General features: G+C 69.1%; 21 protein-coding genes and 2 tRNA genes. 10 read left to right on the forward strand and 13 right to left on the reverse strand.

Annotation, left to right across the window (positions count from 1 at the left end; translation table 11 throughout):
• The first annotated feature begins 363 nt into the window (after positions 1-363).
• Both HNP84_RS01815 and HNP84_RS01820 read left to right on the forward strand, forming a co-directional pair.
• Positions 364-433: transfer RNA gene (locus HNP84_RS01815), tRNA-OTHER, on the forward strand.
• A gap of 120 nt (positions 434-553) precedes the next feature.
• A complete protein-coding gene (locus HNP84_RS01820; protein WP_185047536.1) occupies positions 554-2122 on the forward strand; it encodes a TROVE domain-containing protein in 1569 nt (522 codons plus the stop codon).
• Between the two features lie 419 nt (positions 2123-2541).
• Here HNP84_RS01820 and HNP84_RS01825 read toward each other — a convergent pair whose 3' ends face one another.
• The 3 genes from HNP84_RS01825 to HNP84_RS01835 form a co-directional block, all read right to left on the reverse strand.
• Positions 2542-3519 (reverse strand): sporulation protein, encoded by a 978-nt coding sequence (locus HNP84_RS01825; protein WP_221335734.1) that lies wholly within the window; start codon positions 3517-3519, stop codon positions 2542-2544.
• A 486-nt stretch (positions 3520-4005) separates the two neighbouring features.
• On the reverse strand, positions 4006-5445 hold the full coding sequence (locus tag HNP84_RS01830; protein WP_185047537.1) for a cytochrome P450: 1440 nt from the start codon (positions 5443-5445) through the stop codon (positions 4006-4008).
• 840 nt (positions 5446-6285) lie between these two features.
• Positions 6286-6933, reverse strand: coding sequence for a TetR/AcrR family transcriptional regulator (locus HNP84_RS01835; RefSeq protein WP_185047538.1), 648 nt, complete (start codon positions 6931-6933; stop codon positions 6286-6288).
• Between the two features lie 185 nt (positions 6934-7118).
• Here HNP84_RS01835 and HNP84_RS01840 point away from each other — a divergent pair, with 185 nt between their 5' ends.
• The 4 genes from HNP84_RS01840 (at position 7119) to HNP84_RS01850 (ending at position 9028) form a co-directional block, all read left to right on the forward strand.
• Positions 7119-7601, forward strand: coding sequence for a methylated-DNA--[protein]-cysteine S-methyltransferase (locus HNP84_RS01840; protein WP_221335735.1), 483 nt, complete (start codon positions 7119-7121; stop codon positions 7599-7601).
• A gap of 291 nt (positions 7602-7892) precedes the next feature.
• The gene (locus HNP84_RS50925) at positions 7893-8012 is read left to right on the forward strand and encodes a DLW-39 family protein (protein WP_312923398.1); all 120 of its coding nucleotides are present in this window, start codon (positions 7893-7895) and stop codon (positions 8010-8012) included.
• A 59-nt stretch (positions 8013-8071) separates the two neighbouring features.
• Positions 8072-8767 carry an HAD-IA family hydrolase gene (locus HNP84_RS01845; protein ID WP_312923400.1) on the forward strand — a complete coding sequence of 232 codons (696 nt, stop codon included), beginning with the start codon at positions 8072-8074 and terminating at the stop codon, positions 8765-8767.
• 188 nt (positions 8768-8955) lie between these two features.
• Positions 8956-9028: transfer RNA gene (locus HNP84_RS01850), tRNA-Ala, on the forward strand.
• A 68-nt stretch (positions 9029-9096) separates the two neighbouring features.
• Here the strand turns inward: HNP84_RS01850 and HNP84_RS01855 are convergent.
• Positions 9097-9468 carry a hypothetical protein gene (locus HNP84_RS01855; protein ID WP_185047539.1) on the reverse strand — a complete coding sequence of 124 codons (372 nt, stop codon included), beginning with the start codon at positions 9466-9468 and terminating at the stop codon, positions 9097-9099.
• Positions 9469-10019: 551 nt separating this feature from the next.
• Here HNP84_RS01855 and HNP84_RS01860 point away from each other — a divergent pair.
• Positions 10020-10325 carry a hypothetical protein gene (locus tag HNP84_RS01860; RefSeq protein WP_185047540.1) on the forward strand — a complete coding sequence of 102 codons (306 nt, stop codon included), beginning with the start codon at positions 10020-10022 and terminating at the stop codon, positions 10323-10325.
• 484 nt (positions 10326-10809) lie between these two features.
• Here HNP84_RS01860 and HNP84_RS01865 read toward each other — a convergent pair whose 3' ends face one another.
• From HNP84_RS01865 to HNP84_RS01890, 6 genes are all read right to left on the reverse strand, one after another.
• Positions 10810-11244 carry a hypothetical protein gene (locus HNP84_RS01865; protein WP_185047541.1) on the reverse strand — a complete coding sequence of 145 codons (435 nt, stop codon included), beginning with the start codon at positions 11242-11244 and terminating at the stop codon, positions 10810-10812.
• A gap of 354 nt (positions 11245-11598) precedes the next feature.
• Positions 11599-12459, reverse strand: coding sequence for a prolipoprotein diacylglyceryl transferase (gene lgt / locus HNP84_RS01870; RefSeq protein WP_185047542.1), 861 nt, complete (start codon positions 12457-12459; stop codon positions 11599-11601).
• A 291-nt stretch (positions 12460-12750) separates the two neighbouring features.
• Complete coding sequence (locus HNP84_RS01875) at positions 12751-13413, reverse strand: class I SAM-dependent methyltransferase (RefSeq protein ID WP_185047850.1); 663 nt, start codon at positions 13411-13413, stop codon at positions 12751-12753.
• Between the two features lie 495 nt (positions 13414-13908).
• Entirely contained in the window at positions 13909-14319 is a 411-nt protein-coding gene (locus HNP84_RS01880; RefSeq protein ID WP_185047543.1) for a VOC family protein, read from the reverse strand.
• Between the two features lie 5 nt (positions 14320-14324).
• Entirely contained in the window at positions 14325-14699 is a 375-nt protein-coding gene (locus HNP84_RS01885) for a helix-turn-helix transcriptional regulator (RefSeq protein ID WP_221335795.1), read from the reverse strand.
• 156 nt (positions 14700-14855) lie between these two features.
• Entirely contained in the window at positions 14856-16214 is a 1359-nt protein-coding gene (locus HNP84_RS01890) for a serine/threonine-protein kinase (protein ID WP_185047544.1), read from the reverse strand.
• 462 nt (positions 16215-16676) lie between these two features.
• Here HNP84_RS01890 and HNP84_RS01895 point away from each other — a divergent pair, with 462 nt between their 5' ends.
• A complete protein-coding gene (locus tag HNP84_RS01895) occupies positions 16677-17063 on the forward strand; it encodes a DUF427 domain-containing protein (RefSeq protein ID WP_185047545.1) in 387 nt (128 codons plus the stop codon).
• 112 nt (positions 17064-17175) lie between these two features.
• Here the strand turns inward: HNP84_RS01895 and HNP84_RS01900 are convergent, their stop codons facing one another.
• A complete protein-coding gene (locus tag HNP84_RS01900; protein ID WP_185047546.1) occupies positions 17176-17472 on the reverse strand; it encodes a hypothetical protein in 297 nt (98 codons plus the stop codon).
• Between the two features lie 161 nt (positions 17473-17633).
• Here HNP84_RS01900 and HNP84_RS01905 point away from each other — a divergent pair, with 161 nt between their 5' ends.
• Complete coding sequence (locus HNP84_RS01905; protein WP_312923405.1) at positions 17634-18089, forward strand: DinB family protein; 456 nt, start codon at positions 17634-17636, stop codon at positions 18087-18089.
• A gap of 164 nt (positions 18090-18253) precedes the next feature.
• Positions 18254-19051 carry a glycosyltransferase family 2 protein gene (locus tag HNP84_RS01910; protein WP_246517702.1) on the forward strand — a complete coding sequence of 266 codons (798 nt, stop codon included), beginning with the start codon at positions 18254-18256 and terminating at the stop codon, positions 19049-19051.
• A gap of 64 nt (positions 19052-19115) precedes the next feature.
• On the opposite strand, the gene HNP84_RS01915 is transcribed toward HNP84_RS01910, so the two are convergent.
• Positions 19116-19532 carry a hypothetical protein gene (locus HNP84_RS01915; protein WP_185047549.1) on the reverse strand — a complete coding sequence of 139 codons (417 nt, stop codon included), beginning with the start codon at positions 19530-19532 and terminating at the stop codon, positions 19116-19118.
• 202 nt (positions 19533-19734) lie between these two features.
• On the reverse strand, positions 19735-21087 hold the full coding sequence (locus HNP84_RS01920; protein WP_185047550.1) for a hypothetical protein: 1353 nt from the start codon (positions 21085-21087) through the stop codon (positions 19735-19737).
• Between the last annotated feature and the right edge of the window lie 83 nt (positions 21088-21170).

Genomic DNA, 21170 nt, shown 5'->3' on the forward strand with positions numbered 1-21170 from the left:
TTCCTTCATTTCCCAGATGAAGCCGAACCGGTGCCCCATCCGTCCTCCGGAGCCCACAACTTAATTCGATACCTCCCCGGTGCGAAGGCAGCGGTTACTTCATTGGGACTGGCAGGGCGCGGGTTCGAATCCCGCTCGCCCGGAAGAAATTCCGGGCGGTAGCTCAGTCAGGGAGAGCAGTTGAGTGAACACCGCCGCCGACTCCGATCTCGGGGAGGCCCGACATAACACGCACCTTCCCGGTGCGACGACAGCGGTTACTTCGAGGTTCGACTCCTTGCAGGCCCACCCATGGGCCTGATGTCCGATCGGCCGGACAATCCGCCGTCATCTTGACCTCGGGAGGGCACAACTTCAGATCGCGCCCGGTGCGCAGACAACGGATACTTCCTCTCTCAAAGGAGAGACGCGGGTTCGAATCCCGCCGCCGGCACGTGCCGGCGTCGTCTAGCGGCCCAGGACACTTACGTCTCCGTCGTCGAATTCGATCTCGGGCGCCATCTGGAACGCTGCCCCTCTCCTCCGACCATGACACGAGAAAGGGGCCAGCCGAATGAGCAAGTTCAACCGCAGCACGACCCGGCCTGCGGCCTCCAGCCCGATCACGAGCGAGGCCGTCCCGAGCGGCCGCACCCACGAGGGCGCCCCCGGGTACGCGCGCGACACCAAGAGCGAGCTGTTCCTGCTCGCGGTCGCCAACATGGTCGGTGAGGACACCTTCTACGAGGGCAAGAACGAGCGCGACGCCCGCTTCCGCGCCCTGGTGCACAAGGTGGCCGTGGACGACGGCGAGTGGATGGCCGCGTTCCTCACGTGGCTGCGCGGAACCGGCAACATGCGCACCGCCTCCGTCGTCGGCGCGCTGGAGGCCGTCGCCGCCCGTCTCGCCGAGGGGCTGGCCGGCGGCAACCGGCAGATGGTCGCCGCGGTGCTGCAGCGTGCCGACGAGCCCGGCGAGGCGCTGGCGTACTGGACCTCCCAGTACGGACGTGCGGTGCCGAAGCCGGTCAAGCGCGGCATCGCCGACGCGGTCCAGCGCCTGTACACCGAGCGGAACCTCGCCAAGTACGACACCGACAGCAAGGGCTACCGGTTCGGTGACGTCGTCGATCTCGTGCACCCCGCTCCGGCGGCGGACAAGCCGTGGCAGGGCGACCTGTTCGCGCACGCGCTGGACCGGCGGCACGGCCGCGACAAGCCCATCCCGGAGAGCCTGAGCATGCTCCGCCGCCGCGCCGAGCTGCTCGCGCTCCCCGTGGCGGAGCGGCGTACGGTGCTGGACGAGGCCCCGGAGCGGCTCGCCGCGGCGGGCATGACCTGGGAGGCGCTGGCCGGCTGGCTGCAGGGCCCGATGGACGCGCAGGCATGGACTACCATGATCCCGTCCATGGGGTACATGGCATGCCTTCGCAACCTCAGGAACTTCGACGAGGCCGGCGTGCCCGACGACGTGGCGGCCCGGGTCGCCGCGAAGCTGGCCGACCCGGACGAGGTCGCCCGGTCGCGCCAGTTCCCGTTCCGGTTCCTGGCGGCGTACAAGCACGCGCCGTCGCTGCGATGGGCGCACGCGCTGGAGCAGGCGCTCGGCCACTCGCTGGCGAACGTGCCCGCGCTCACCGGCCGTACGCTGATCCTGGTCGACCGCTCGGGCTCGATGTTCGACGGCATCTCGGCACGGACGAAGCTCAACCGAGCCGACTCCGCCGCCGTCTTCGGCGCCGCCCTCGCCGTCCGCGCAGCCGGCGCGGACCTCGTCGAGTTCGGCACCCACTCCAAGCCGGTCCCGTTCCGCCGGAGCGAGTCGGTGTTGCGGATCGTGGAGCGCTTCGGCAGCCTGGGCGGCACCAACACCGCCGTGGCGGTCCGCCGCCACTACCGGGGCCACGACCGAGTCGTGATCGTCACCGACGAGCAGGCCTGGGCCGGCTACCGCGGCGAGGAGCCGACCCGCCAGGTCCCGCCGCACGTCCCGGTCTACACCTGGAACCTGGCCGGCTACCGATTCGGCCACGGCCCGTCCGGCACCCAGAACCGCCACACCTTCGGCGGTCTGACCGACGCGGCCTTCCAGATGATCCCCCTGATCGAGGCAGGCCGGAACGCGACCTGGCCCTGGCAGTAGCCACAACCCTCCGGACCCCCTCGCCGGCCCGCCGAGCGCCGGCAATCGACCGGTAACCGGCAACCGGCCGAGCTCGGGCTAGCGTCCCGTCAGCCGGGGCCGGTGGGCGGCGAGCCCCAGGCAGGCGGTCCCCGTCGGCCATGGCCGGTGACCGGGCCCAGTCAAACGGCCCTGTTGACCATGGCCGGTGGGGGCCGGGCTCAGGCAAACGATCCCATCGGCCAGGTCAGTGGTTGGGCTCAGTCAAACGGCCCTGTTGACCATGGCCGGTGGGGGCCGGGCTCAGGCAAACGACCCCATCGGCCAGGGCTGGCATCACGCCCACCCTGCAGCGCTGAGGCATCTCGCCCGCCAGCAGCACCGAAGGCGTCGCTCGGCGTCCCTGCCCGGGCCCACTCAGTCCCCCTACTCCTTACTCCCTACTCCTCCTCCTCGCCCTCGAAGAAGTCGCCGATTTCGTCGACGACCTCGGCGGCGACGAAGCCGGCCGCCACGCCCGCGGCTCCGGCTGCGACGGCCGCGCCCATCCCACCGCCTCCATGGTGGTGGTGGTCGTTGTCGTGGTATCCGCCGTAGTAGTCGTCGTTGTGCCCGTGGCTCGGGACCCGGTACTGGGCGAGACCGGCGATCCAGTCGTTGATGTGCGCGGACCAGTCCATGGCCAGGGCGTCTTGGTGGCTGACATGGAACCGGCCGAACGAGTCACTGCCGCCGGAGAACATGCCGCCGCGCTTGTCGGCCTCCAGGATCACCTCAAGCCCGTCCGCGGCCGTGACGAAGGTCAGCTCGACCTCGTTGACCTGGCCGGCGTACTGCGGCGGCGGGTAGAACTCGATCTCCTGGAAGAACGGCAGCTCCTGGTAGACGCCATGGATGCGGCCCATCTCCAGGTCCGCGCTGCGGAACTGGAACCCGAGCCGGTCGAACGCCTGAAGTACCCGCTCCTGGGAGGGCGTAGGCCGTACCGAGACCGGGTCGAGGTCGCCCTTGTCCACGGCCTTGGCGATGGCCAACTCCGTCCGTACGCCCAGCGCCATCCCGTGCAGCGGCCGGCCGAGCACCTCGGTGATCGGCGTCTCCCACGGAACCGGAATCTGGAACGGGATGGCTCGTTCCTCCCCGGTCCCGAGCCGGAACGGGCCGGACACCTCGGCCCGGAAGAACTCGATGGTGCCGGTGGCCTCTCCCTCCGGGTGTTCCGCCTCGACCCGGGTGACGAGGCCCAGGGCCACGTGCTCGATCTCCGCCTCGAAGTCGCCCCCCTTGATGCGTACCTCCCCGGTGAGCATGCCGCCAGGCTCGGCGTACGGGGACGCCAGCACGGTATCCACCGACGGGCCGCCCACGCCGAGCGCGCCCAGCATTCGCTTGAAGACCACGATCCCTCGCTCTCTCATGATCAACGATCCGCTACCCCGAACGGCCGGTTCGCCCCCGAGGTTCCCGCGGCCCGGCCCCGGGTAGCGCGTTGTGGCCCGAACGGCAGGACCCCCGCTCACCAGCACATCCTCCCCGATCCCGAGCGCACAGGCGGGCCGAATCCAACCTCACCCAAGAACGTCCCGTTATCGCCGGGGTCGGACGCCGGTCGTAAGCACGGCCCTGGGCTCGGCCCTCCACGGACAGTGAGTGCGGGAGTGCCCCACCAACGCGCGCACCCCTAGCCACCAGGCGTACCGCCGCACGTCCCCGAGGAGGGACGCACACCCGTACCCGTCAAGCCCACGCCCGGCTCCCACGCCGCCCCGGCCTGCTCAACGTGGCGGCGTCTACCAGATCGGGGACCGGCCAGTGCGGAGGGACGAGCCGACCCGCCCTGAGGCGCGGCCTTGACGACGGACGCCCGCGCCCGGTCGGCCTGCCCGGCCTGCCGCGAGAACCCCTTACGTGAGGACGGGCAAGGAGGTCAGGACGCGGCCTCCGGTCGTATGGATACGGGTCGGGAGACCGCTCGGGCGCAGGTCGGGATGGCGTTGGAACAGGGTGTGGACGGCGATTCTCGTCTCAAGGCGGGCCAGGGCGGCGCCGAGGCAATGATGGGAGCCGGGGGCGAAGGACAGATGTGACCGCGCGTTGTCACGCTGGAGGTCGAAGGTGTTGGGGTCGGCGAACACGGCCGGGTCGCGGTTGGCGCCGCCGATCACGACGAGGATCGCGGTGCCGCGAGGGAGAGTCTGGCCGTCGATGGTCACCTCCTCCAGGGTCACCCGGCCGGTGAACTGCACCGGTGAGTCGAAGCGCAGGCTCTCCTCGACCAGGTTGGCGGCCGATCGCGGGTCGTCGAGTGCGGCGCGGCGGCGCGGATCGTCCAGGAGGGCGAGCACGGTGTTGGAGATCAGCCAGGGCGTGGTGTCGTAGCCCGCGAACAGGACCATCTCCAGGGTGGCCACCAGGTCTCTGTCACTGGTGGTGCCGTCTGCGGCCAGCTTGCTGATCAGGTCGTCCTGGGGGTCGGTGCGGCGCCGCTCGATGAGTTGGGTCAGCATCGCCTGGACCTCGGGCAGCACCTGGCGCCACCGTCTGAGGTCGCGCACCGAGTTGGGACCCGCGACCATGGCGGTCGCGGCGCGTGACCAGCGCAGGAAGGTCGGGATGTCGGGATTGGGAATGCCGAGCAGTTCGGCGGTGACCAGCAGCGGCAGGATGGCGGCGTAGTCGCGCACCACGTCGAACCGGCCGGAGGGCGCCTGGTCGAGCAGGTCGTGGGCCAGGGCCTCGATCCGCGGCTGCCGGGCCTCGATCTCGGCGGGCCGGAACCCGGCGGCGGCCAGCCTGCGCAGCCGGGCGTGCCTCGGGCCGTCGAGGGCGCCGAAGGACTCCACCAGCGGGTCCACCGGGCCGTGCCGGGGCAGGGGGAGCGGGCCCGCGCGCTCGCCGCTCCCTGGGCTCGTCGGGCCGAACGTGCCCGCGGCGGCCGGGGCTGCGGTCGTCGCGATCAACGCCGGGTGTTCGGCTGCGGACTCGGAAGCCACGATCTCGGACTGCGAAGCCCGGTGGCCGCGGCCCGGCGGCCTGATCCCGATCCCTGGGTGGCGCAGGACCTCCTCGGCGGTCTCGTGGCCGGCGGTGAGGTAGAAGCCGAGCTTGCTGCGTACGAGGCCGCCGTGGCGCCGCAGGTACGCGTAGAACGGGTACGGGTTGGCCTGGAGACGGGGCTGCAGCACCATGGCGCCGAGGTCGCCGACGGCCAAGGCGGCCGTGATCGCGGCCTTGCCGCCGATGATCCCCAGCCATCGGCGCATCGTCTCCAGGGGGCCGCTGCCGAAGATCGGCGCTTTGCCGATGTGCGAGATACCGAGTTCCAGGTTGTCGAAGGTGCGCATGACGTTCCTCCTCGTTGCCATGGCGCGAGCCTGTGCGGCGCGCGGTGCGGACGTGCGGGTGCGGGTGCCGGCCCGCCAGACCGCCAGACCGTGCGCTCAGATCCGCCGTGGACTGGGCGGCAGCGCGGTCTGGCGGGCGCGGGCTGGGCGGCAGTGTGGTCTGAGCGCGGGGTGGGCGGCGGTGTGCTCTGGCGGGCGCGGTGGCGCTGCGGGTACTTCGCGGTGGCGCTGTGGGTGCTATGCGGCGGTGCTGTGGCTTTTTCGCGGGTGACGCTGTGCGGTGACCGTCGGTAGCTGGCAGGCGGCGTCAGTGGTGCTGCGTACGGATGCGTGGCAGGCGTTGTGGCTGCGCTGGGTTGTGCGTCGCTGGAATTAGGCGAAATCAGGCGAAATCGGACGAGACTGCGGCGTGATGGACCGGCTGGTGCGTACGGCGGTGCTTCGGGCCGGGTGGGCCTCAAACGGGACTGCGCATGCCGGGGTACGGCATGAGGAGGGTCCGGACGGACCCGTTGGAGCAGTACGGCGAGATGTGGCGAATCCGACGACGAACTGCATCGGCGCCTATGCGGGCGGTGTCAACGGGCCGGATATATGCGGTCTATGCGGATAAGGCGTGCTGTTCGGCAGAACAAGAAGAACGGGACGTACGTACGGCCACAGGGCCGACGAACGGGCTCTCGGAGGCGACGTCGGAGGCGGCGAACGGCTTCACATGGCGATGGCTTCAGTAGGCGATCGATCGATACCGTGAGTGAGTTCCTTCGGGCGGTGACGGATGAGCCGCATCACCGAAGCAAGCAGCCTTCGACGGGCCCGGAGCGGTCGTGCCCCCAAGTCTCAGACGCCCGCCTTGACCGGTTTTCGCTCGTGTTCCTGTTGCTGCTGGTGGCGCCGTCGCCGGGGCCTGACGTCGAGGTGGGCGTCGAGAGCGTGCAGAGCCTGTTGCGCGTCGAAGCCGCCGGGATCGGACAGCATGCGTACGACGAGGCCGTCGACCAGGGCCAGGAGCAAGGTGGCCTCCAGCCGGGAATCGACGTCGGGAGCGAACTCGCCGGTCTCGACCCCGTGGTCGATCAGCGCCGCAACGTCGTGGTGCAGGCCGTTGCGGTGGCGGACCTCGATGGCGGCCAGCTCGTCGACGACGACGGCGCGCGCGAGGAACGCGATCCACACCCGGGCCAGCGCCGTGCCCTCGGCGTCGGTGGGCAGCCAGGCGGCCAGGTGCTCGCGTAAGTAGTGCGCCACCCCTCTCGCCGTCGAGCCGTGGCCGGCGCGGCCGGTGAGGATGGCCTCCACGTGGCTGAAGGCCGCGACGAGCATCTCGTCCTTGGTGCGGAAGTAGTACTGGACCTTGGCGGGGGAGACACCCGCCTCGGAGGCGACTTCGCGCACGCTCACCTCGTCGAGCCCTCGCTCGCACGCGATGGCCATCAGCGCCTCCAGCAGCGATCGCCGCCGCCCCTCGTAGTCACTGTTCGTGGCCATGTCGTTACTCTACGACTACTCTCCGTGAGAGTCAATACGCTCGTACAGTTCGCTCGTATGGATCTTCAGGTCGGATTCCCGCGAGCGCGGGCGGCGGGCGTACGGGAGAATCCATGGCCATGGCGAGGGGTGGCACGGCGGAGACGGCGAAGGTGACAACGGCGGGGGCGCGGACACACGCCGTCATGGGCAGCCCGCTCGGGCCGCTCACGCTCGTCGCGACCGGCGGCGTCCTGTCCGGGGTCTACATGGACCGGCAGCGCTACCGCCCGGACGAGGCGATCTTCGGCGAGCGCGACGACACGCCGTTCGGGGAGGTGGTCGAGCAGTTCGAGGAGTACTTCGCGGGGCACAGGACCGTGTTCGACCTGCCGTTGCGTCTGCACGGCACCCCGTTCCAGCTCGCGGTGTGGGCGGCGCTGCGCGAGATCCCGTACGGGCAGACCGTCACGTACGGCGAGATGGCGGCTCGGCTCGGCCGGCCGGTCACCGCCGCGCGGGCGGTCGGGCACGCGAACGGCCGCAATCCGGTCAGCATCATCGTGCCGTGCCACCGCCTCGTCGGCGCCACCGGCGACCTCACCGGCTACGGCGGCGGGATCGACAGGAAGCGGCGGCTGCTGGCCTTCGAGCGGGGCGAGGGCGGCTGGGACGTACGCGGTGCGTGACCGGAGCAGGGTCCTCCGGTGACAAGCGCTGTTTCCAGCACAAAATGACGATAAATCGCCATAAGAGGTGGTAATAGGGCGGCATACGGCGATGAAGTCGTATGAGTGACCGCCTGTACGCATTGCGCAGCCGGAGGCGGAGGTCCTGCGCCGAGATCAGAGCGAATTGTCGCGATCGGTTCTGCGCCGGGCCGAGGTGCGGCCGGATACCTTGCTAGGCTTCAGAGAACCGTTGGAACCGGGCGTTGTCTCACCCCGGCAGGTGAGACCGTAAAGAAGTGGGGTCACACCGTGAAGAAGCTGCTCGTTCTGGCGCTGATCGCTCTCGGGGGGCTGCTCGTCTGGCGCAAGGTCCAGGCCGACCGCGCCGAGCTCGATCTTTGGACTGAGGCGACCGGCAGCGACAACTGATCGCCGCGGCTGCTGACGTGGGTGCCTCTATAGTCCACGAGCGCAGCGCTGGTGTCGGCGTGTCCACAGCCATACCGATCCGGCTGGCGTGCCTAGACCTCGCCGGCACCACGATCGGTGATATCGCCATGGTCGAAAGGGCGTTCGCCGACGCGATCGCCACGCAGGGGATCGTTCCCGGGACCGGAGCGTACGCGCGTGCCATGGTGCACGTGCACCGGTCCCGGGGCTGCCCCAAGATCGACGTCTTCCGCGGCATCTTCCCCGGCAACGAGGCGCAGGCCCAGGCCGCGAACCTGACGTTCGAGCGAGCGTACGAGGAGGCGATCGAGCGCGCCGGCCTCGTCCCCGTGCCCGGCACCGTCGAGGCCTTGGACAAGCTGCGCGACGAAGGCATCAAGATCGCGCTGATCACCGGATTCAGCCGCGCCACCCTGGGCAGGGTACTGTCCACCCTTGGCTGGGCCGACAAGATCGACCTCGCCATCTGCCCAGAAGACGCAGGCCGCGGCCGTCCCTGGCCCGACATGGTGCTCAGGGCGTTCCTGCGCCTAGGGCTGGACGACGTACGCCAGGTGGCCGTGGCGGGCGATTCGGAGAACGACATGCTGTGCGGACGCCGCGCGGGGGCGTCCGTGGTGGCCGGCATCCTCACCGGCGTACACAGCAAGGAGCGCCTGCTCTCCGGCGGCGCGACTCACATCATCGACTCCGTCGCCGACCTCCCGGCACTGCTGCTCGACACAGCCGTCTAGAACGCGCCCCCGTCCACCGGACGGGGGCCCTTCCTCCCGGCCTCCAGAAGACAGCACCAGGCGGATCACGTCCCCGCCACACCCCCGCGCGGCGCCATTCCAAGTGGCGCGAACTCGCCCCTGTTGCTACCGTGTACGACCGGAGCGGGTCGCCCGGAACCATTTCCGCAGCTCACCACCCGCTACAAGGGGCCTTAGCTCAGCTGGCAGAGCGCCTGCTTTGCAAGCAGGAAGTCAGGGGTTCGACTCCCCTAGGCTCCACCCCATAAAAAGCCAGGTCAGAGGCAACTCCCCTGACCTGGATTCGATCTTCATCCGGCTTGTTCGGGCTATCGTGCACGTTGCGTGCCCGATCTGAGCGGAGCCGACCATCGGCTTGCCGTTCTCGTCGTAGTACACCCCTGTCCGATCCGATTCGTCGATGAGTACCCGGTGATCATCCGGGCGGCACGCTTCAGGGTGCTCCAGTACTTGATGAGGGGCGCGAGCGCGGCGACATACTTCGCCAGAAATCGGACGGCGGCGTTCGCGTCGCGGCCGAGGACGGTGCCCGGATTGAAGCCCGGTTCGACCGCGTTGAAGCGCGGCCGCGGAATCTCACGCGCGGACGCGAGCACGGTGGCGAGGTTGCACTGCTTCGAGGTGGCGTAGGCGTCGAAGCCGGCTTTGGACGAGCCGCCGGGCTGCCATTCGCCGCGCAAGCTGGCTTCTGCCGGGATGTAGCGCCCGCCGCGGAAGCCGGCGACGACCGCGGGCTTCCACTCCGGATCCTCGGGCCGATATTTCCTGAAGACCGATTATCTGGATTCGGCCGCGCCGGCCTGGAAACAGCTCGTACTGGCTGGAGCCGTGTACGTGGCCGAAGGTGTTGTTCACCTCCGGCAGGGAGGACGAATTGGACCGGGAGGCGAGCGCTGGTCGCCAACCGTGCCATCCTCGATCTGATCGCGCGCACGACCACTGGAGGCCGGGCTGACCGTGTCGGCGTGTCTGGCGACGGTGTCTACCCCGGCCGGGGGCGAGGTTACCAACGACGAGCTGATCGCTGTTTGCCTTGTCCCGCGTGACTTCCACGGCGAGTGAAACATTCAAAGATCAACTGAATGGGTAACTCCCGGAGTGCCCTCAGCCATGTGCTTCACCATGAGGACAACGGCCGCCGGATTCTTGTGACCAAGTGGTCTACCGCCGCTAATCGATCTGCGCTAAATCTTTATTGATCATCAAATGCCCGTCCCTCGTAAGGAGAAGCATGCAGAAAGTCACTTGGTTCCGCCGGCTCGGCCTCGTCTCAGCGGTGGTGGCGGTCGGCCTGGCGACCGCGCCCGTGGCCGCGCACGCCGACGGCTATGACACTCCCCGCAGCGCCACTGCTCTGGGGGCGGGCAACACCTACGCGGCCGGGTTGGCGGCGGCCGAACAGCGGGCCCGGCAGGCCGTCCTCGCGGTCGGCCACGACTGTACCCCGGGGACCTATAGCACGCTGACTATCTATTCCTCTCCGGGTGGCGGCACATGGGTCTTCCAGTCCACCCACAACGCGATGTGCGTCGACTGATCAAGTTTCAGCAGATCGGCCTCCGCCGGGGTTGCCGGGGCAGGATAGCCTGGCTGCCCGCGGCGGAGGCCGTTCCGCGGTAGGTAGGACATGGCCACGGCACATACGCGAACGAGGGCCGGCAAGGGGGACAGACCCGAAGAGCGTACAGTCCCATGCAGGTCGTGGACCTGATGCCAGGGCTCACGGGTGTTTGGGCGCGCGTGCGTCCTGGGCGGGCGGTCCGGCTTTGGCCCAGCAGGCGCTATGGCCGGCCCCGGGAGGGCGCGTAGTGTCCGCTCCACCTCAAAGGCCACCTCCCGTGATCGGGAAGTGGCCCTTGCGATCTCGTGCAGCATTGGAATACAGCAACGGCTACGAATCCAGTTGCTTACCGAGCCGCTTGAGAGGTTGGAATTCGGACCTGGGGCGAAGCAGATTTCTGGGCCGTTTGTGAGGGGTAGGGCCGGCCACCTCGCCGAATGAGTCGGCCGGCGGTTCCTTGTCAGGCCGGGATCTTCTTCTCGTTCCAGGTGTAGTAGATGTAGGTGCTGTCGGGCCCGGTCATCGTGCCGTAGGTCTGCCAGAAGCTGTAGGCGCCGGGCGAGAAGCGGAAGACCTTGTCCCCGGGCCGGTCGTCCACGAACACGTTCGTGGACCCGTCGGCGGACCGGATCCGTACCTCGATCGTGAATGTCGAGGTGTCCGGGATGTCGAGGCAGACCTCGTGCGTGTACGCCTTCTGACCGGAAAGGTTGTAGGTACTACCGTCCACCCCCGGCCGCTGGATGTTGGTGGGGACGTAGGTATTCAGAACATAGGTGTACCCGCCCGTGGAGCAGTCGACCGCGGAGGCCGCCGCGGATGCGGGACTGATGCCGGTGAGCATGGCGCCGAGGACGCCGGTGGCGACGGCGAGAACGGGGATGGTGCGCTTCATGCCTCTCCTCATCCGTGCGGTGACCCCCCCAACCAAGTAGTTGAAGGCTGAACTGATTCTGACCCGGTCGCCGTATTTGGACAAGTCCCGGTAACAATGCGTGCATGTTCGAGTCAAGCGGGTTACGTTAAGCCCTTTCATCGATGAGCCTGGCCTGCTTGTTCTCGGTGAGAGGCGGTTCACGAGGGCGCGTCCTCTTTCCTGTCGAAGCAAACATCGCCTCACACAGGCACATGCAGCCGAGCCTCGACTACTCTTCTGGTGACTGCTGCGGATCGCGCGCGCTCTGCCCGCGCATGGGGTGGTCTGACGTCCAGAGAGGGAGCACTGGAGAGGCACCCGCCAGCGCGGGGGTCACTTCGCCTCGGCGGGGACCCGTTCGTCGCCCAGAGGCTCCTCGGACTTCTTATTCCGGGCCAGGTAGAAATAGGTCATCGCGCCCAGGAACAACGCGACCGATGTCCACTGGTTCAGCCGCATTCCGAGAATCTCGTTGGCCGGGTCGACGCGCAGGCCCTCGATCCAGAACCGGCCCGCGGTATAGCCCGCTACATACAGGGCGAAGAGCCGGCCGTGCCGTAGTGCGAAACGACCGCCGATCCAGATCAGTGCCAGTGCCAGTGCCAGGTTCCACAGCGACTCGTACAGGAACGTGGGGTGGTACGTGGTGACCCCCGGAACGGTTCCCGGGCGGCCGGCGTCTATCTCCAAACCCCAGGGCAGGTCGGTCGGGCCGCCGAACAGTTCCTGGTTGAAATAGTTGCACCACCGGCCGATGGCCTGGCCGATGGCGACGGCCGGGGCCACGGTGTCGGCGACCAGGCTCAAGGCGATGCCTCGGCGGCGGCAGGCGATCCACACGCCCACCGCGCCCATGGCGATGGCGCCCCAGACGCTCAGACCGCGCCAGCCCGGCCCGGAATCGCTCCAGATCAGGATCGCGTCGATCGGCCGGTGGGGGGCGTCGGGTCCGAAGTACAACTGCCAGTCTGTGACGACGTGGTACAGCCGCGCACCCACGATGCCGAACGGGAGCCCCCAGGTCACCAGATCCACCATGGTTCCCGGGGCCCCACCGCGATTTCGCCAACGGCGCTCGGCGATGACGACCGCCGCCACGACACCGAGCATGATGCAGACCGTGTAACCGCGAATGGGTAACGGCCCCAAATACCAGACCCCTTCGGAAGGACTGGGAATGCTGGCGAGCGGCATGACAGGCAATCTAGTCCATCCCGCCGCGATCAGACACTCCACCGAGGTTCGTATTCCGCCCCTATATGAACGCGGGCCGTTCCTCTCGTTGGCGTCGCTTGCTGGACGTTTGCCTCGTGCGCTGTCTCAGCTCATGGGGGCTTGTACAGGTACGGTCCTCTTCGAGGAGTCGCGGCACCTGGGGCGCGTGTACGAGCGCGATGCGGGCGACGGCGCAGCTCGCTGTCCGGGCGACGGCCTGGGCCGTTGGCGATGTCTTTTGAACGGCGTGCTGCCGCCCATGGGGACAGCTCATTCCATGCTGTTCGTGGTCGCCCCTACAGTGCGGCCGGAGCGCATCAGCAAGTGGCCGCGGCGGAATCGTTCATCCTCCAAAGGCTCGCGCAACATCCGCGCCACCTCGACGAACTCTTCCTCGCGGGCCAGGTCGGCCAGGTCGTCGATCGGCCACCGGTACGCCGGCGTGACCTTATGGTCGAACTGCGTCACCGGACCGCCCTCGGATTCGAAGAAGCCGAGCAGGAGGTGACCACCCGGGGCCAGCACGCGGCGGAACTCGGCGAAGTACCTCGGCAGCTCCGGTGGTGGGATGTGGATGACGGAGTACCAGGCGAGCAGGCCGCCCAGCTCGCCGTCGGCCACGTCGAAGGCGTCCATCGAGCCGACCTCGAAGCGCAGGTCAGGATGGTCTTTGCGGGCGATGTCGATCAGCGCGGGAGACAGGTCGATGCCGAAGGCGTCCAGTCCGAGGTCGCGCAGGTGTGCCGTCATGTGCCCGGGACCGCAGCCGGCCTCGGCGACGGGCCGGGGGCCGGCGGCCCGTACGAGTTCGGCGAACGCGGTGAGTATCGCGCGATCCAGTGGCAGCCGGTCGAGCGAGTCTCGGGCGAGGTCGGCGTAGAGGTCGGCGACGGCGTCGTAGGCGTCCGCCGGCGCGGTCAGATAGGCGGTCATATAGGGGGAGGATTCGGCCACGGCGGACGACTGTAGTTCATCGGCCGGCCAGAGTCGTCGATCATCGGCCGGTCGGCGCGTCCGTTCCGGTCCCGGCCGGCCGACCGCGACCTCGACGAGTGGGCCCGCTACAGACCGTCGGGTGCGTTCTCAATGCCGCGGGATTGGCGCTCCTGGTGTGTGGCCTCCCGCAGGCTCGGCACCTGTCGCCTCTCGTGTCTGATCGCCAGTCGGACCGCCCAGTAGATGAGGAAGAACAGGGCCACCCCGGGGACGACCCACGCCACCAACAGGATGAGGGCCTCAGTTATCCCAATCGCCATCCGATCCTCCCTCGCAGGGAAAGCCAGCATGCCTGATCGGCCTTTCGGCGTCCACCGTCGGGGTGGGGCGGGCATGCCGACCGCCGGCCGCGTGTACGTCACTGCCGGCCGGTGGATGGCTGAGATGGGATGAGATGGGATGAGATGGGATCTGCGGCGGCTTCGGGTGGGGCTACTGCTGGGTCGGCTGGGTGATCCGGATGTGGTTGCCGAAGGGGTCGCGCAGTGCGCAGTCGATCCCGTACGGGCGTTCGGTCGGCTCCTCGACGAACTCCACGCCGCGTGCGAGCAGCGTCTCGTACGTCTTCCGGCAGTCGTCCGTCTGGAAGATCAACGTTCCCAGGGCGCCCTTCGTCAGCAGGTCGCGCACCTGGGCGGCCGTCGCCTCGTCCAGTGCCGGCGCCCCCGGCCGCTGCAGCAGGATCTCCCGGTCGGGCTTGCCCGGGACGCTCACGGTCAGCCAGCGCATGAAGCCCAGGTCGGCGTCGGTGTTGACTTCGAGGCCGAGCTTGCCGACGTAGAACTCAAGCGCCTCGTCCTGGTCCAGGACGTACAGCGAGGAAATCGAAATCGCGTTCAACATGTGTGTCACGCTAGTCCCCGGGCGCCGTCCGGGGCTTCTCCAAAGTTGCTCGGCCGCATCCAGGCCTTCACGAAGCACGTCGGTACGGCCGCCGCGTCGCCGCCCCTGCGGTACGCGCTCGGCGACTCGCCGACCACGTCGCGGAAGGTCCGGCTGAACGTCCCCAGGCTGGCGAAGCCGACGTCGAAGCAGATCTCCGTCACGCTGCGGTCGGTGCACCGCAGCAGGAACATCGCCCGTTCGATGCGGCGCCGCTGAAGGTAGCGGTGCGGGGTCTCCCCGAACGTGGCCCGGAAGGTTCGGATGAAGTGCCACTCGGACACGTGCGCGATCCGCGCGAGCGCCGCGATGTCGAGCGGCTCCGCGTACGCCCGGTCCATCGCGTCCCGAGCCCGTAGCATCCGCCGGTTGGTCTCCTCCACCGCAGCACTCACCGCCCCATCACATCACGTACGACATCGTCGTCGCCAACGAGCCGGGCGGTGCCGCGGGGACGACTCAACCCGGCCTTTTCAGGCGGGCGGACGTGTGGGGGTTCAATTCGTGGTCGCCGCCAGTTCGTCGATCCTCTTCAGGCCCTCGTCGAGACTTGCGACCGGGATGCCGTCGCGGACCTGGCCCTGCTGGACGGCGGTGAGCGCCGAGACCGACAGGCCGGTGGCACGCGCGACCTGGTAGAGCTGCACCGGGCCTATCGCGGTGTTGACGCCGCGGAAGACCACGATCTCATCGCCTCTGCTGCCGACGAAGAACTGGTCCTGGGTCCACTGGTAGGCGAGGTAGCCCCCCAAGCCCAGCGGGAGCAGGACGGCCGCCAGCAGGGTGGCCATCAGCAGCGGGATGCGTGGCGCCCTGGTGTGCCGGATGCCTCGCGGCGTGGCCTGGTTCGCGGTGGTGATCGGATCAGAGACCTTCGGTGGCGCCGCGGTGGTATTCGGCCCGGCGGGGTGCTCTGGGTCGCTCCCGGTGGGCGCCGGGGCGGCGGGCACAGGTGCGGGCGGTGGATTGTGCTGGGATGGCGGTACTGGAGGAGAGCCATGCCGGGAGTGGGGTGTCGCCGCTCGTACGGGATGATCGTGATCGTCCTGGGGATGGGCTCTGGCAGGCGGGCGTTGGGTGAGCCGGGTGAGCAGGTCGTCGATGGCGGGCCGCCTGGCGGGGTTCTTCGCCAGGCAGGCGGCCATCAGCGGGCCCAGGTGGCCGGGCACCCCGTTCAGGTCGGGGTCGCGGGCCACGATGGAGCCGATCACCGCCGCGGGTGTGTCACCGGGGAACGCCAGGTGTCCGGTGGCGGCGTACACGATGGTGGCGGCCCACGCGAACACGTCCGATGCCGCGTCGGCTCGATGGCCGTTCAACTGCTCGGGCGACAGGTAGGCCGGTGTGCCGACGATGCCGGAGCGCGTGGTGGCGTGTTCGAGGGCATGGGCGATGCCGAAGTCGATGACCACCGGTCCTTCCGGTCCCATGATCACGTTGCTGGGCTTGAAGTCGCGGTGCACGATGCCGCCCCGGTGGATCGCCGACAGAGCGGTGAGCGTGGCGACCGCCAGCCGGTCCAGCCCACCGCCGTGCCGGGGCCCGTCGGCGACGACCAGTTCCTGCAGCGATGGCCCGGGTACGTACTCGCTGACCATGAAGGGCTGGTCGCCTTCTGTGATCCCTATGTCCAGGACCTGGGCGGTGCAGAATGCCGCCACGCGGCGGGTGAGCTCCGCCTCGCGCAGGAACCGCTGCCGGGTCTTGGGGTCGCTCGCCATCCGAGGGTGCAGCACCTTGACGGCGACCTTCCGTCCCGAGGGTGCCTGACCGAGGTGGACCACGCCCTGGCCGCCCTCGCCCAGCACTCTGATCAGCCGATACCCGCCGACCTGCTCGGGATCATGTGCGGCCAAGGCGCACCCCTTCCATAACCCACCCCGGCGGCCCCGATCCGCTCCTGAATCCAAGACGACGATAGGCGGCACATTGCCGCATGGGGAAGGGGAAGCGGGAGCGGGCTATGGGTGTGGCCGGCAGGGTCTGAACAGTGGTGTCCTGCTCGGCTCGTGTCGGCCCGGGGGCGAGCCCCGGTTTCGGCCTTTTTGGTATTACTCGGCTTTCTCCTGGTTAAGGGACACCTGTCATTGTGGTGAGGGCATAGATTCGTGGAATTCTTTCGGGGGGATTCCGCCGACGGGATGGCGGGCCGGGCCTGCGGAGGGCTCCCTCGGCTGCCGGGGCTTACGTCCGTGGGCTCGGGCTACGGCCCGGGGGCATGCTCCTGTGGAGCCGGGGCGGCGGGGCGGTGGCCTCTGGCGGGATTCGGCGGGTTAGATTCGGGGTGTTGCCCAACTCCCTGAAAGAGGGGTCGCGTAATGCTGAGGAAGGTTCTTCTGCCCAGTGCGGAGCACCCGATCACGATCAAGCCCACCAGGGCGCGGGTCGTCGTGACCGTCGCCGGTCACACCGTCGCCGACACGACCGACGCCCTGTCGCTGAACGAGGCCGATTACCCGGCCGTCCAGTACATCCCGCTCGACGACGTGGACCAGCGGGTGTTGCGGCGGACCAAGACATCGACCTACTGCCCGTACAAGGGGGAGGCCGGCTACTACAGCGTCGTGACGCCCGAGGGGCACGTCGCCGAGGACGTGGTCTGGGAGTATCGGGAGCCGCACGACGCGGTCAAGCAGATCGCCGGCCACGTCGCCTTCTACGCCGATCGGGCCGAGATCGCCGTGCTGGAGGAGGCGTCGGGCTGACGGACGAGGAGGGACGGCCGTCGGTCAGAGGCGGCAGAGCGCTTTATCGGTGGCGGGTGCTCCGTGATCGGCGAGGGGTCGGGGATCGGCCGGTAGAAGCAGGGAGAGGTCCTCAGCGTACGTGGCCCATCAGCAGCGCCGACCATATCGACTCGGCCTCGTTTCGGGGCCAGCGGTCGGTTTCCCAGATTCTGCCGGCTCGCCCGATCGCCGAAACGGTTCTTCTGATGAACCATTCGTCGTCTTTGACGCAGAGCTGGAATACGGGATACGAACAAGGGCAGGTCTGTCGGGTGATGCGAGCCTCGTCGGTTTTGTCGTTGATTCTGTGCCAGACCAGCGTCTCGCAGTGGGACGCCGGTTCGGGGACGTGGCCGCCGATGCACCTCGGAAGTCCGTAGAGGCTCATATTAATGGATGATCACACAAATCCCTGCCCGTCCACATGCGAAAGGGTGAATGCTGGGGTTTGTTGAAGTTGGCGCGGATAATGGGGAAGTGATGTGGAAAGCGCCGGAGATCGAATGGAATCCTCGGTACGTTGAGGCGTGCGCCGGCGATGAGCGGGCGGTGGCGGACTTCTGGCTCGACCATCATCGCGAGACCCTGCTGTGGAAGTGCGGCGGGCTCACCGAGGAGCAGCTCAAGACGCGGTGCGTCGAGCCGTCGGCGCTGTCGCTGCTGGGGCTCGTCCGGCACATGGCGGAGGTGGAGCGCGACTGGTTCCGCACCCGGTTCGCCGGGGAGCGGGTCGGCTATCTGTACTGCACCGACGACGACCTCGACGCCGAGTTCGACGTCGCGGGCGCCGACGCGGAGGCCGACTTCGGCGTGTACGCGCGCGAGATCGAGGCCGTACGCCGTACGACGTCGGGGCGCTCGCTCGACGAGACCTTCATGGACCCGCGGCGCGAGGTCGAGATGAACCTGCGGTGGGTCTACACCCTCATGATCCAGGAGTACGCCCGCCACAACGGGCACGCGGACCTGTTGCGCGAGCGCATCGACGGCGCCACGGGGCACTGAGGCCCGCGCGCCCGCTCCGGCGAGGAGGTAGGGTCAAGGTAATTTGACCGATCCGTACCGATGGGGCCTTCGGGCAGGTCGGTACGGGTGGGGCACCTCCGCGGTGACCTCGGGTGCAAGCGCGAATCAAGCGGCTTGCAGGTGCGTGACTCGAAGCTATGCCCATGACGATGCACGGAATCGCGCCATCCCTGAGCCAGTACACCCGGGTCAGTGGCGACCTGGCGATCGGAGCCACGGTCAGCGTGGTGGTTCCGGCCATGAACGAGGCGGCCAACCTGCCGCACGTGTTCGCCACCCTGCCCAAGTGGATCGACGAGGTCGTCCTGGTCGACGGCAACTCCACCGACGACACGGTGGCCGTCGCCAGGGAGCTGCGGCCCGATGTGCGGGTCGTGACGCAGAGTGGCAAGGGTAAGGGGAACGCCCTCATCGAGGGGTTCAAGGCCGCCACCGGGGACATCATCGTCATGATCGACGCTGATGGGTCCACGGACGGCCGGGAGATCGTGCGGTTCGTGTCCGCGCTGGTGGCCGGTGCCGACTTCGCCAAGGGCTCGCGATTCGCCTCTGGTGCGGGATCGGATGACATCAGCGTGACCCGCTCGCTCGGCAACACGGTCCTCACCACCCTGACCAACTGGCTGTACGGCACCCGCTACACCGACCTGTGCTACGGCTACAACGCCTTCTGGGCCCGCCACCTGGACGCGCTCGCCCTCGACTGCGACGGCTTCGAGATCGAGACGCTGATGAACGTGCGCGCCGCCCAGGCCGGCCTGGTGGTGCAGGAGGTGCCCAGCCACGAGCGCTGCCGCATCCACGGCACGAGCAACCTGCACGCCGTACGCGACGGGTGGCGCGTGCTGAAGACGATCCTGCGCGAGCGGCGCCGGGGGCGCGTCCCGGCCGCCGCGGAGCCGGAGATCGCCCCCGAGTTCGGCGAGCGTGTTGCCGCTTGAGCACCCTGAACACAACAGGCAAAGGCCCCGGCGTCCCACGGACGCCGGGGCCTTTCGCATGGGGTCAGGCCGCGTCGCGGCGCAGGCCCATGTACTGCAGTTCGGCGATGGCGGCCACCGCGAGGGCCTGGACGACGACGAACGCCGTGCCCAGGGGGTTGGGGTCCACCCAGCCGGTGAACAGCAGCGCGATGCTGTCGATGGCCCACAGGGCGTTGACGGCGATCAGCGTCCAGATGGCGGCCCGCGGACGCGTGCGCCGGCCGGCCAGGTAGCCGAGCACGGCCGCGTAGGGCAGCAGGGCGATCCCGGCCCAGCGCAGCAGCGGCTCGGGCAGGGCCAGCAGGTCGGCCAGCGGGGCCGCGGCGGCGGCGAGGATGATCGCGAAGCCGCCCGTGGCGATGGTGTCGAGCCACAGCACCCGGGTCAGCAGCGGGGTGCGGGCGGCGGCGGTCGCGGGGGTGGCGTGCGTCGCGGTCATTGGCAGCTCCTTCGGTTGAGATCGCGAGTGCGGGTTCAGCACATCGCGCTCGCGGGTGCCAAGTGCAGACATGGCACTGCCGATCACTGCCGATTTCGCCGCCACACGTCGGCGTACGCCGCTTCACACCGCTGCCGGCACTGCCGGACCACGCCGAAAGCACTGCCAAATGCTGCCAAACGGGTGCCGGATCGACGGGGCGTCACCAACCGGCCTCTCTGCGTAGATCGTCGGCGATCAGCTTGGCCGCCGCGTTCTGCCAGTTGTAGAGGGTGCGTTCGGGGACTTCGCCGACGAACCAGTCGAACGCCTGCCGCTCGTCCGGGGACAGCCGCGTACGGTCGGCGCCGCGCCGGTACGGCCGCAGCCCCCGGACGTAGGGGTAGTAAAGGACGTTGTAGTAGCGCCACTCCTCGCTGGTGCCGAAGTCGCCCTCGCGTGGCTTGAGACGCTGGATGCTCTCCAGGAGCAGGTGCTTCAGCTCGGCCGCGCGTTCGAGGGGGATGTCGCCGGTGACCCGCTTGTCGATCATGGGCAGGTTCGCCAGCGGGCTGCTGGCCAGCTTGCCCAGGTCGCCGTAGTTGGCCAGGGCGCGGCGGGTCAGGCGGACGAACTCGGCCTCGTCGAGTGGCGGCGGGCCCTGGTCGCGGCGCGGCAGGGCCTCGGAGGACTCGCGCAGTTCGGCGCGTTCGCGGCGGATCTCGGGGTCGCCCAGGAAGGCGATCCGGTCGAGTGCCCGGTGCACCGGCCCGGCCAGGGTCTGCACGGCGACGGCCGCGGCGATCACCCCGAACAGCAGCGTGCTCAGGCCGGCGCTGCCCGCGTGCCCGCCGAGCGCGATGGCGAGCGCGACCTGCCCGCCCACCACGACGGCCACGGACACGGCGCCCAGCAGGGAGCGCGCCATGTCGCGCCACAGCGCCTCGCCCGCCTGGAACGCGCTGGACATCGCCATGGCCACGCCGAGCATGACCATGTCCACGTCGATGGCCAGGATGGCCAGGACGGCCGGGAGCGACCCCGGCCCGCCCGGGGGAGCGAGCGCGGGGAACAGCAGCAGGGCCGCGCCCAGGCCGAAGAAGAGGGTGGCGATCAGGGCGAGCACGCCCGTGCGCGGCGGCCTCGCCCGCACCAGGAGCACCACCACTCCGGCCAGGGGGACCAGGAGCAGCACGGCGGTCGCGATCCGGGCCGGGGTATGGGAGCCGGCCGACGGCGGCAGAAGGGCGAGCCAGGCGAGCGCGGCGCACGTCACCGGCACGAGCCCTCTCGACCAGGCGCGGTCCAGCCGCTCGGTGCCGGGGACGAGCGTCAGCACCGCGCCCGTCCACAGCAGGGCCGGGAGGTAGGTCAGCACGGTCTCGGCCCGCGCCAAGACGGACGCGGCGTCCGCCCCGGGGCCGGTGGCGCGGATCTGCGCCACGGCCAGTGCCGCGCCGTACGCCAGCAGGCCCAGGCCGGCCCGCCGGGGCCCGCGGCCCCGGGGGTCGCGGCCGATCACGTACAGTCCGAGCCACCAGGTCAGCCCGCAGACCGTGGCCACGGCGAACAGCATGTAGCCCCCTCCTCCCATCCGGGAGCGTATCGAGGGGGTGTGCCAACTCGGTGGCGGCTCCCAGCTTTAACGCGCCGCATAGC

Origin of the sequence: Thermocatellispora tengchongensis (assembly GCF_014202315.1) — a bacterium.
In the GTDB taxonomy this organism is placed as follows: domain Bacteria; phylum Actinomycetota; class Actinomycetes; order Streptosporangiales; family Streptosporangiaceae; genus Thermocatellispora; species Thermocatellispora tengchongensis.

What these genes read in the sequence shown, in the direction of transcription:
- HNP84_RS01820 (WP_185047536.1), top strand. Translation starts at nt 554, where the DNA reads ATGAGCAAGTTCAACCGCAGCACGACCCGGCCTGCGGCCTCCAGCCCG.
- HNP84_RS01825 (WP_221335734.1), bottom strand. Translation starts at nt 3,519, where the DNA reads ATGAGAGAGCGAGGGATCGTGGTCTTCAAGCGAATGCTGGGCGCGCTC.
- HNP84_RS01830 (WP_185047537.1), bottom strand. Translation starts at nt 5,445, where the DNA reads ATGCGCACCTTCGACAACCTGGAACTCGGTATCTCGCACATCGGCAAA.
- HNP84_RS01835 (WP_185047538.1), bottom strand. Translation starts at nt 6,933, where the DNA reads ATGGCCACGAACAGTGACTACGAGGGGCGGCGGCGATCGCTGCTGGAG.
- HNP84_RS01840 (WP_221335735.1), top strand. Translation starts at nt 7,119, where the DNA reads ATGGGCAGCCCGCTCGGGCCGCTCACGCTCGTCGCGACCGGCGGCGTC.
- HNP84_RS01860 (WP_185047540.1), top strand. Translation starts at nt 10,020, where the DNA reads ATGCAGAAAGTCACTTGGTTCCGCCGGCTCGGCCTCGTCTCAGCGGTG.
- HNP84_RS01865 (WP_185047541.1), bottom strand. Translation starts at nt 11,244, where the DNA reads ATGAAGCGCACCATCCCCGTTCTCGCCGTCGCCACCGGCGTCCTCGGC.
- lgt (WP_185047542.1), bottom strand. Translation starts at nt 12,459, where the DNA reads ATGCCGCTCGCCAGCATTCCCAGTCCTTCCGAAGGGGTCTGGTATTTG.
- HNP84_RS01875 (WP_185047850.1), bottom strand. Translation starts at nt 13,413, where the DNA reads ATGACCGCCTATCTGACCGCGCCGGCGGACGCCTACGACGCCGTCGCC.
- HNP84_RS01880 (WP_185047543.1), bottom strand. Translation starts at nt 14,319, where the DNA reads ATGTTGAACGCGATTTCGATTTCCTCGCTGTACGTCCTGGACCAGGAC.
- HNP84_RS01885 (WP_221335795.1), bottom strand. Translation starts at nt 14,699, where the DNA reads ATGGACCGGGCGTACGCGGAGCCGCTCGACATCGCGGCGCTCGCGCGG.
- HNP84_RS01895 (WP_185047545.1), top strand. Translation starts at nt 16,677, where the DNA reads ATGCTGAGGAAGGTTCTTCTGCCCAGTGCGGAGCACCCGATCACGATC.
- HNP84_RS01900 (WP_185047546.1), bottom strand. Translation starts at nt 17,472, where the DNA reads ATGAGCCTCTACGGACTTCCGAGGTGCATCGGCGGCCACGTCCCCGAA.
- HNP84_RS01910 (WP_246517702.1), top strand. Translation starts at nt 18,254, where the DNA reads ATGACGATGCACGGAATCGCGCCATCCCTGAGCCAGTACACCCGGGTC.
- HNP84_RS01915 (WP_185047549.1), bottom strand. Translation starts at nt 19,532, where the DNA reads ATGACCGCGACGCACGCCACCCCCGCGACCGCCGCCGCCCGCACCCCG.
- HNP84_RS01920 (WP_185047550.1), bottom strand. Translation starts at nt 21,087, where the DNA reads ATGCTGTTCGCCGTGGCCACGGTCTGCGGGCTGACCTGGTGGCTCGGA.